General features: G+C 58.7%; 6 protein-coding genes. 5 read left to right on the forward strand and 1 reads right to left on the reverse strand.

Translation table 11 applies throughout. From position 1 onward, the window contains the following. Window positions 1-384: 384 nt before the first annotated feature. Window positions 385-1,635 (forward strand): hypothetical protein, encoded by a 1,251-nt coding sequence (locus DW49_RS0118755; protein WP_005618892.1) that lies wholly within the window; start codon window positions 385-387, stop codon window positions 1,633-1,635. Window positions 1,636-1,739: 104 nt separating this feature from the next. On the opposite strand, the gene DW49_RS0118760 is transcribed toward DW49_RS0118755, so the two are convergent. Continuing rightward, window positions 1,740-3,875: a TonB-dependent siderophore receptor gene (locus DW49_RS0118760; protein ID WP_005618893.1), complete on the reverse strand. Its 2,136-nt coding sequence runs from the start codon at window positions 3,873-3,875 to the stop codon at window positions 1,740-1,742. 196 nt (window positions 3,876-4,071) lie between these two features. Between DW49_RS0118760 and pncA the strand changes: the two genes are divergently transcribed. The 4 genes from pncA to DW49_RS0118780 all read left to right on the forward strand — a co-directional run bounded on the left by pncA (window position 4,072) and on the right by DW49_RS0118780 (window position 7,943). Beyond that, the gene (pncA, locus tag DW49_RS0118765; protein WP_005618895.1) at window positions 4,072-4,722 is read left to right on the forward strand and encodes a bifunctional nicotinamidase/pyrazinamidase; all 651 of its coding nucleotides are present in this window, start codon (window positions 4,072-4,074) and stop codon (window positions 4,720-4,722) included. Window positions 4,723-4,856: 134 nt separating this feature from the next. Continuing rightward, the gene (locus DW49_RS0118770; RefSeq protein ID WP_024421354.1) at window positions 4,857-5,798 is read left to right on the forward strand and encodes a formate/nitrite transporter family protein; all 942 of its coding nucleotides are present in this window, start codon (window positions 4,857-4,859) and stop codon (window positions 5,796-5,798) included. 86 nt (window positions 5,799-5,884) lie between these two features. Beyond that, window positions 5,885-6,568: a response regulator transcription factor gene (locus DW49_RS0118775; RefSeq protein ID WP_003381155.1), complete on the forward strand. Its 684-nt coding sequence runs from the start codon at window positions 5,885-5,887 to the stop codon at window positions 6,566-6,568. After that, window positions 6,546-7,943, forward strand: a complete 1,398-nt coding sequence (locus DW49_RS0118780) for a sensor histidine kinase (RefSeq protein WP_024420867.1) — start codon at window positions 6,546-6,548, stop codon at window positions 7,941-7,943. Before DW49_RS0118775 ends, DW49_RS0118780 begins: the two co-directional genes overlap by 23 nt. The last annotated feature ends 213 nt before the right edge of the window (window positions 7,944-8,156 follow it).

Consider the following 8,156-nt stretch of genomic DNA (forward strand, 5'->3'; position numbering starts at 1 on the left):
TGGCCAAACTGGATCGTGATGCGTTCTTCAATGCTGAGTTCATGATATGACATAGGTTCACCGTACCGGATTGGTCAGGTGTTGCGCTCAGTTTTTGCCGCCGCCAAGCTAAAAAATCAGCCATCAGGCTTTTTTTGCCCTACACGCTCTATGTATACGAACCTCATCGCCGTCAGATACAATTCAGATACACTCAAGTACAATTTCGCCAAAAAACCATCTAAAAAGAACAGAAAAAGCGAAACGCTAATAAATGCGTCATCGCAACGTCACCAATCATCAAGATGAACACTGTCATTCAATACGTTATCGCTTCCCTGGCGACTCATTTTTCTGTTTCGCCGAGCGCAGCCACTTTTCGCACAGAACCCACAAAGACATTCGATGAACATCCACACCGCCAGGTCCTATGACCCCCTCACGGCCACCAGTGAAAAGCCTGCAACGGCAGACAGAACCACGCGGGCCGTGGACGCTGGCGCTACTGAGGCAAACCCTGAAAAGCAGGCGAAACTCGACACCTATACGGCCTCCGACAGCCGCTCCGCCGAGACACCGGAAGCGTCCCCTGTTTATAAAAGAATGATGCTCAGCCGAAATACCCGGTCACTGGAGAGCGAAGATTCCTCGTCAGACACGGCTTTGCTTGCCAGTCAAAAAGCGCTTGTCATCCAGAACGATACAAAGGCTGTTGGCAGCGAAGTGGCCGCGCTGAAGGACAGCACGGCCCTTTCGGACGCAGAAAAAAAAGCCAAGGAAGCAGAAAAGGCCGCTTCTTCAGAGGCAGCCAAAGCTGCCCAGACCGTCGCGCGTGGGGGCGCCAACGTCAATCCTGATGACATCGCCACACCGGCTGCGGCCACCAAGATGATTCAGGACCTGAAAGCGATTGGAGGCGGAACCTTACGCATCCAGATGACGCATGATCAGATCCGGGACGTCAAGCAGATGGACAAGCTAAGGGCACTGCTCAATGAAGGTGGCAAACAGGGTGTAAAGGTTCAGTTCACGTTTCGTGACAATGCGAACCAGGGCAGCGGCAACGTGCTGACGGGAGACAAGTTGAAGCAGGCTGCGGCCGACATCAGCAGCGTGGTCAAAAAGTTCGGCAGTCGTGCAGGCTTCGTGCTCGACACTTTCCATCAGGGCGGTAACAGCGCCAGTCAGGAGTGTTCCGACATGCAGACCACCTTGATCAAGTCCGCGCGCAATGCCGGCTTTAAAGGAAGCATTGTTGTCGAGGATAGTAACTGGGGGGGTGGCCTGACCGCTGGCCCACAGAGCGGCCTGGTCAAGTTCGCCGATCAATTGAAGGCCGCCAATGGCGAAGGCAACCCTGCCCTGATTGGCGGTTTTCATGTGTATGCCAGAGAAAGCGAAGCGTCTTCCCGGCTCGGAAAACAGATCAAGGCGCTTCAAGAGGCTGGCTATAAATTGCAGATTGGCGAAGTGGGCAATGCCAGCTTGCTGATCGGGAGTACCTTCCGGCAAAAGGACGATGCCACCAAAGCCATGACGGACAACATGGCCGCTCTCAAAGCAGCGGGCGCGGATATCTTGCCCGGCAAGGACCAGTTCCAGGAGGGCAAGCTTCGCCGCCGTGTCGGATTTTCAAAGTCAGATCAGTACTCATGATTCAATGCCCCGTGTGATCGGGGCTCGATATCATTGATACCCGCCGCTGAACCCGACCCTGAAAAGGGTCAGACTTTCTATGCCAAAAGCAGATACGTGCAGCATTACAACGTATAGGCGATCCCCACCTGCACCGTCCGCGGAGCCCCCGGATACGCGTAGACGTTGCCAAACGCGCCTTCTTCATACTCGGTGTTAAAAACGTTCTTCAGGTCGAGGTTGAGCTTCACGTTCTGGTTGACCTTGTAAAAGGCCAGCAGGTCGAACACGGTGTAGCTGTCCATCGAGAAGGCGACGTTGGCGGTACGCCCGGCACGCTGATCGACGTAGCGCCCGCCAGCGCCCAGCCCCAAACCACGCAAGGCACCGTTCTGAAATTCGTAAACGTTAAGCAGGCTGAACGTCTGTTCGGGGATGTTCATCAGGCGTGTGCCGGAGCGCAGCGTGTTGTCTTTGGTCACCTCGGCGTCGACGTACGCGTAGCTGCCCATTATCCGCCACTCGGGCGTCAGGTTGCCGACCACATTGAGGTCCAGGCCACGGCTGCGCACTTCGCCTGCCGCCACGCTGAATGTGGAGTCAACCGGGTCGGTGGTCAGTACGTTGCGCTTCTCGATCTGGTAGATCGCCGCGTCGACACTCAACTGCCCTTCCAGCGTTTCCCACTTGGTGCCGATCTCGTACGACTTGCCCTCTTCCGGTTTGAAGCCGCCGCCCTGCCGGCTGGCACCGCTGTTGGGTTTGAATGAACGCGCGGTGTTGGCGTAAACCGCGACGGTGTCGGTCAGGTCGTAGCTCAGGCCAACACGCGGTGTGACGGCGTTATCACTGGCGGTCCAGCTGCTGGTGCCGGGCAGGAAAGAATCGTAGTCGTGCTCGAAGCGCTCCAGACGCACGCCGCCCACCAGTTTCAGGCGCTCGGTCAGCGTTACCTGGTCTTGTACGAAGGCAGCCCAGGTTTTCAGATTTTCCTTGTCGTGGGTGGTGGTTCGGGTCAGTGCGGGTCGAGCCTGGCCATAGACCGGATTGAAGATGTCGATGGGGTAGGCACTGACTGCGCCGCTGGAGCGCTGGATGATCGATTTGTAGTCGTAGTCTTCGTACTCGACGCCGGTCAGCAGCGTGTGCTCGAAACCGCCCGCCGAGAAATGCCCGGTCAGGTTCAGTTGCACATCGCGGTCAGTCCACTCCAGTTTGCGGTAGTTGAAGTTACGGCCCAGGGTGCGACCGTCGGCGGCCAGGCCGTTGGCCTCGATGGCATCGCCTTGCAGCGAGCCGTCGAGCATCTGCACGCCACCGCCCAGTTTCCAGTCAGCGTTCAGGTCGTGATCAAAGCGCAGTTGCGCCATGTTGTTGTCATTGTGCAGCTTGCCCACGCTCTTCTCGCCGAAGAAGGTGTCGCGCGAAGCGGTGCGTGTCTGGGCGGGATAGCGCGTCAGGCCCCGATCCAGCGGTGCGTTGTTGCGCATGAAATCACCCTCGAAGGTAATGCGCGTGGCGTCGTTGACCTGCCAGCTCAAGACCGGTGCCACGCCATAACGCTCGGTTTCGACGTGGTCACGAAAGGTATCGCCACCCTCGCCCACGACGTTGAGTCGATAGGCAAAACGCCCTTCATCATCCAGCGGGCCGGACGCGTCCAGCGTACCTCGCTTCATGCCCTGATCATTGAGCTGGCTGCCCAATGTGACCTTGCGCTCGGCCAGCGGTTGTTTGGAGACCACGTTAAAAGTGCCTCCAGGATCGCCACGACCGTACAGCGTGGTGGCAGGACCGCGCAGCACTTCAAGGCGCTCGATGGTGTTGGCGTCCGGCATGTTCGGATAACCGCGATTGATCGGGAAGCCGTTGCGATAGAACTCGCCCGTGGTGAAGCCGCGCACGGTAAACGTGGTCAGGCCCTGGCCGCCGAAGTTATTGGCCCGCCCGACCCCGCCTGCGTAATCGAGAGCATCCTGCAGGCGCATGGCACCGATGTCTTCCACTGCCTCGCGGGTCACGACGCTGACGGACTGCGGGGTTTCATGCAAGGAGGTGTCGGTGCGTGTGGCGCTGGCGGAGCGTGTGGCCCGATAGCCGTCAACCGGCCCTTGTGCGTTTTCGCCACTGGCGGTGCCTTGAATGTCGATGTTCTGCAACTCTATCGAATCGCTCGAAGGTTGCCCAACAGTGACCTGGTCAGCCCAGGCGGCCTGAGAAATAGCTTGAATGACACAAAGTGAAACGAGAGTACGACGCATCGACGTGCAGCCCTTGGCAAGAAACCAGGCCTCTTGGGACCCGACAGGATTTTCGCGAATAGTACAGATTCGTATTACCACTTGATACAAAATCGCAAAAAATACCTTTCCCACGGCTGTCGATCGCACTTAGCAAACACGGGGACAAACAGGCAAACTGCGACACACCACAGCCCTTTTGATAAGAGAACCGCCGATGCCGCTTTCCAACCAGCCCGCCGATCCTCGCTGCGCCCTGCTGGTGATCGACATGCAGTACGACTTCATGCCCGGCGGGCAACTGGCGGTGGCTGACGGCGATGCGTTGCTGCCGTTGATCAATCGTCTGGGTGCGCGCTTTGCACGGGTGATCGTCACTCAGGACTGGCACCCGGCCGGGCACATCTCGTTTGCCTCAAACCATGCGCAGCGCCTGCCGTTCGAGAGCATCACCCTGCCCTACGGCCCGCAGACCCTGTGGCCGGATCACTGCGTGCAAGGCAGCCACGGCGCGCAATTGCATGCCGACCTCGATCTGCCTCACGCGCAGTTGATCCTGCGCAAGGGCTGCAATGCGCACATAGACAGCTACTCGGCGTTTCTGGAGGCAGACCGGTCAACCACCACCGGGCTGGCCGGGTATTTGAAGGAGCGCGGTATCGACACCCTGTTCGTGGTCGGCCTGGCACTGGACTTCTGCGTGGCGTGGTCTGCTCAGGATGCGCGCAGTGCCGGTTTCAATACGTATGTAATTGAAGACGCCTGTCGCGCCATCGACATGAACGGCTCGCTGGAGCATGCCTGGAAGACCCTGTTGGAGATGGGCGTCGAGCGCGTGCAAAGCGCCGATCTGCTGGGTCAGGCCTGAGAATGTGCCAACTCGCGCTCACAATTCTCGCGGCTTGACACCGATGGCGAACGACGGCGTGCGGCGCCTGTCTGAACCATCGGACCGGCACTGCCCGCGCAGGTCCATTTCATCACTGGCGCTGAGGACGTTGTATGGACCACGAAGTAGAAGGCAAGACCCCCGGCCTGTCGGCTGAGGAAGAGCGCGAGATTGATGAGAACCAGCCGCCGCGCGCGGCGGTGCTGCACGAGACTATCCGTATTCAGGGCGACCACGAACTGGAGCGCAGCGTCGCCGCCCTGTGGTGGTCGGCACTGGCGGCTGGCCTGACCATGGGCCTGTCGCTCATGGCGATGGGCTTGCTGAAATCGCGCCTTGAAGGCATTCCCGGCAGTCATGTCATCAGCAGCCTGGGGTATTCGGCCGGGTTTCTCGCGGTGATTCTGGCACGTCAGCAGTTGTTTACCGAAAACACCATCACGGCTGTGCTGCCGGTCATGAGCAAGCTGAACCTGGCCAATGTCGGTCGGCTGCTGCGCCTGTGGGCAGTGGTCCTGACCGGCAACCTGGCCGGCACGCTGCTGGTGGCGTACGTCATGCTCAATCTGCCGATTTTCGATACCAGCACAGACAAGGCGTTTCTGGAGATCGGCCGCAAGGTCATGGAAAACGACCTCGGCCAGATGTTTTCCAAGGGCATTGTGTCCGGCTGGATGATCGCGACCATGGTCTGGATGATTGCCTCCATGGAAAACGCCAAGATCGCTATTATCGTGCTGATCACTTACCTGATGGCGCTGGGCGACTTCACTCACATTGTGGTGGGTTCGGCCGAAGTGTCCTATCTGGTTTTTGCCGGTGAGATAGCCTGGAAAGACTTCTGGTTTGCCTTTGCCGGGCCGACACTGGCAGGCAATATCATCGGCGGCAGCTTTATCTTCGCCCTGATCAGCCACGCGCAGATCCGCAGCGAAAAAGACACCACCGCCAAACTTGAACGCGACCGCAAGGCCAAGGCCAAGGCCGAGAAACGTCGGCTGGAGAAGGAGCGCGCGCTCAAGGACGCTGATACAGGGGCACAGAAAGAGATATGATCCCCGTCATTAAACTTTCTTTCAGGAAACGTGACGGGTTTTAAAGGCAGAATAAGCCTTTGAACGCACCTATTCAGGCAGGGACCATGACCCGAATTCTGGCAATCGAAGATGATGCCATCACCGCAAAGGAAATTGTCACCGAACTTAGCAGCCACGGGCTGGAAGTTGACTGGGTGGACAACGGCCGTGACGGCCTGGCGCGTGCAGTGAGCGGCGACTACGACCTCATCACCCTGGACCGCATGCTGCCGGAGATGGATGGCCTGACCATCGTCACCCACCTGCGTGCACAGGGCATTTCCACGCCGATCCTGATGATCAGCGCGCTGTCCGATGTGGATGAACGCGTACGCGGACTAAGGGCCGGAGGCGATGATTATCTGCCTAAACCGTTCGCGTCGGACGAAATGGCGGCACGCGTCGAGGTCCTTTTGCGCCGCAGCAACCCGGTCAGCGCGGCCAAGACCGTGTTGCAGGTGGCCGACCTGGAGCTGAACCTGATCAGCCGCGAAGCCTGTCGGGGGGGTGAGCCGTTGATCCTGCTGCCCACCGAATTCAAGCTGCTGGAATTCCTGATGCGCAACAGCGGGCAAATCATTACGCGCATGATGATTTTCCAGGAAGTCTGGGGCTATCACTTCGACCCGGGCACCAACCTGATCGATGTGCACATCGGCCGTCTGCGCAAGAAGATCGATCAACCTGGCACCGCACAGCTGATCCAGACCGTGCGAGGGTCAGGTTATGTCATTGCCGAACCCGTCTAAGGGCTGGCGATCTTCAACAAGCCGCCTGTTGGCGCTGTACAGTTCTCTGTTTGTCGCCTGGAGCGTGATTCTTCTGGGCGTTCTCTATTGGGAGGTCAACTCCTACCTGGACACCCTCGCCCGCGAGTCACTCACCCACCGCCAGCAATTGTTCTCGCGCTTTGAAGGTCAGGCTCTGGTCGATGCTCTGGCCACCAGCATGACCTTCGATACCCGCGCGGTAGACGCCTACGGCCTGTTCGACCAGAACTTCCGCCCGGTCGCCGGACCCATCACCAGCGTGCCGGAAAACCTGCCCATCGACGGCCTGATCCATGTGCTGAGCGACTGCATCGAGTCGGAAGACCCGGGCATGCCGCAAGGCAGTTGCGATGCGATTGTCAACCGTACCTCCGACGGCCGCTGGCTGGTGCTGGTGCGCGAGAATGGCTCGCTGCTGGCGGTCAGCACGCTGATCCTGCACGCCTTGTTGTGGGGGATTTCGCTGACCATCATTCCTGGCGTGGCCGGCTGGCACTGGTTGCGTCGGCGCCCGTTGCGCCGTATCCACGCCATTCAGGCCAGTGCAGAATCGATCATTGCCGGTGACATGGCTGGCCGCCTGCCCGTGTCGAACCGGCGTGACGAACTGGACATGCTGGCGGTAATCGTCAATGCCATGCTCGACCGCATCGAAAAACTCATGAATGAGGTCAAGGGCGTCTGCGACAACATCGCCCACGACCTGCGTACGCCCTTGACCCGACTGCGCGCCCAGCTTTATCGCATCCAGCAGCAATCAGCACACGACTCGACCCATGCCGTGCAGCTCGCGCAGGTCATCAGTGAAGCCGACACGCTGATGGCGCGCTTCCGTGGGCTGCTGCGGATTTCGGAGCTGGAGGACCGTCAGCGACGTTCGGCATTCGTCGAACTGGAGCTGCGACCGCTGTTGCAGGAGCTGCATGATTTCTATCTGCCGCTGGCCGAAGAAGACCAGATCACCCTGCTGCTGGATCTGCAGGACCCGCTGCCCACGCTGGTGGGCGACCGCGCCCTGCTGTTTGAAGCGCTGACCAATTTGCTCGGCAACGCTATCAAATTCACCCCGCCTGGCGGCATCGTGAAAATCAGCGCCTATCCGGGCAAGGACACTGCAACGCCCTGCATCGACGTACAGGATTCCGGCCCCGGCATCCCTGTCGCCGAACGCGCAGCGGTCTTCCAGCGCTTCTATCGCAGCGAAACCGGCAACGAGCAGAGCGGCTTTGGTCTCGGCCTGTCGGTGGTAGCGGCGATCGTCAATTTGCATGGCTTTTCGTTGCAGATCGGCACCAGCGAATATGGCGGCGCAAGTCTGCTGCTGGAATGTCGCGTCGCCAACACGCTTACTTGAAGTTCACACGCACAATTTGAGGGTTACACATGCGTCGTGCCTGCTTTTTGACGAGATTAAGGCGTCTGGCACGATGGTTCCAGGGGTTTAGATATTAATCTGGCGCGATCTGCCAAGCGTTAAATTGTAACTAGTGTACTGTTTTCGAAAAAACCAGCTACTAACTATCGTAAAATTCAAATTTTATCAATAACTTAGGTTGCGGGACACGGG

The organism is Pseudomonas avellanae BPIC 631, assembly GCF_000444135.1.
Lineage (GTDB): Bacteria > Pseudomonadota > Gammaproteobacteria > Pseudomonadales > Pseudomonadaceae > Aquipseudomonas > Aquipseudomonas avellanae.

Bases quoted from the DNA above. Each gene is read 5' to 3' on its own strand.
- DW49_RS0118755 (WP_005618892.1), top strand. From the start codon at position 385: ATGAACATCCACACCGCCAGGTCCTATGACCCCCTCACGGCCACCAGT.
- DW49_RS0118760 (WP_005618893.1), bottom strand. From the start codon at position 3,875: ATGCGTCGTACTCTCGTTTCACTTTGTGTCATTCAAGCTATTTCTCAG.
- pncA (WP_005618895.1), top strand. From the start codon at position 4,072: ATGCCGCTTTCCAACCAGCCCGCCGATCCTCGCTGCGCCCTGCTGGTG.
- DW49_RS0118770 (WP_024421354.1), top strand. From the start codon at position 4,857: ATGGACCACGAAGTAGAAGGCAAGACCCCCGGCCTGTCGGCTGAGGAA.
- DW49_RS0118775 (WP_003381155.1), top strand. From the start codon at position 5,885: ATGACCCGAATTCTGGCAATCGAAGATGATGCCATCACCGCAAAGGAA.
- DW49_RS0118780 (WP_024420867.1), top strand. From the start codon at position 6,546: ATGTCATTGCCGAACCCGTCTAAGGGCTGGCGATCTTCAACAAGCCGC.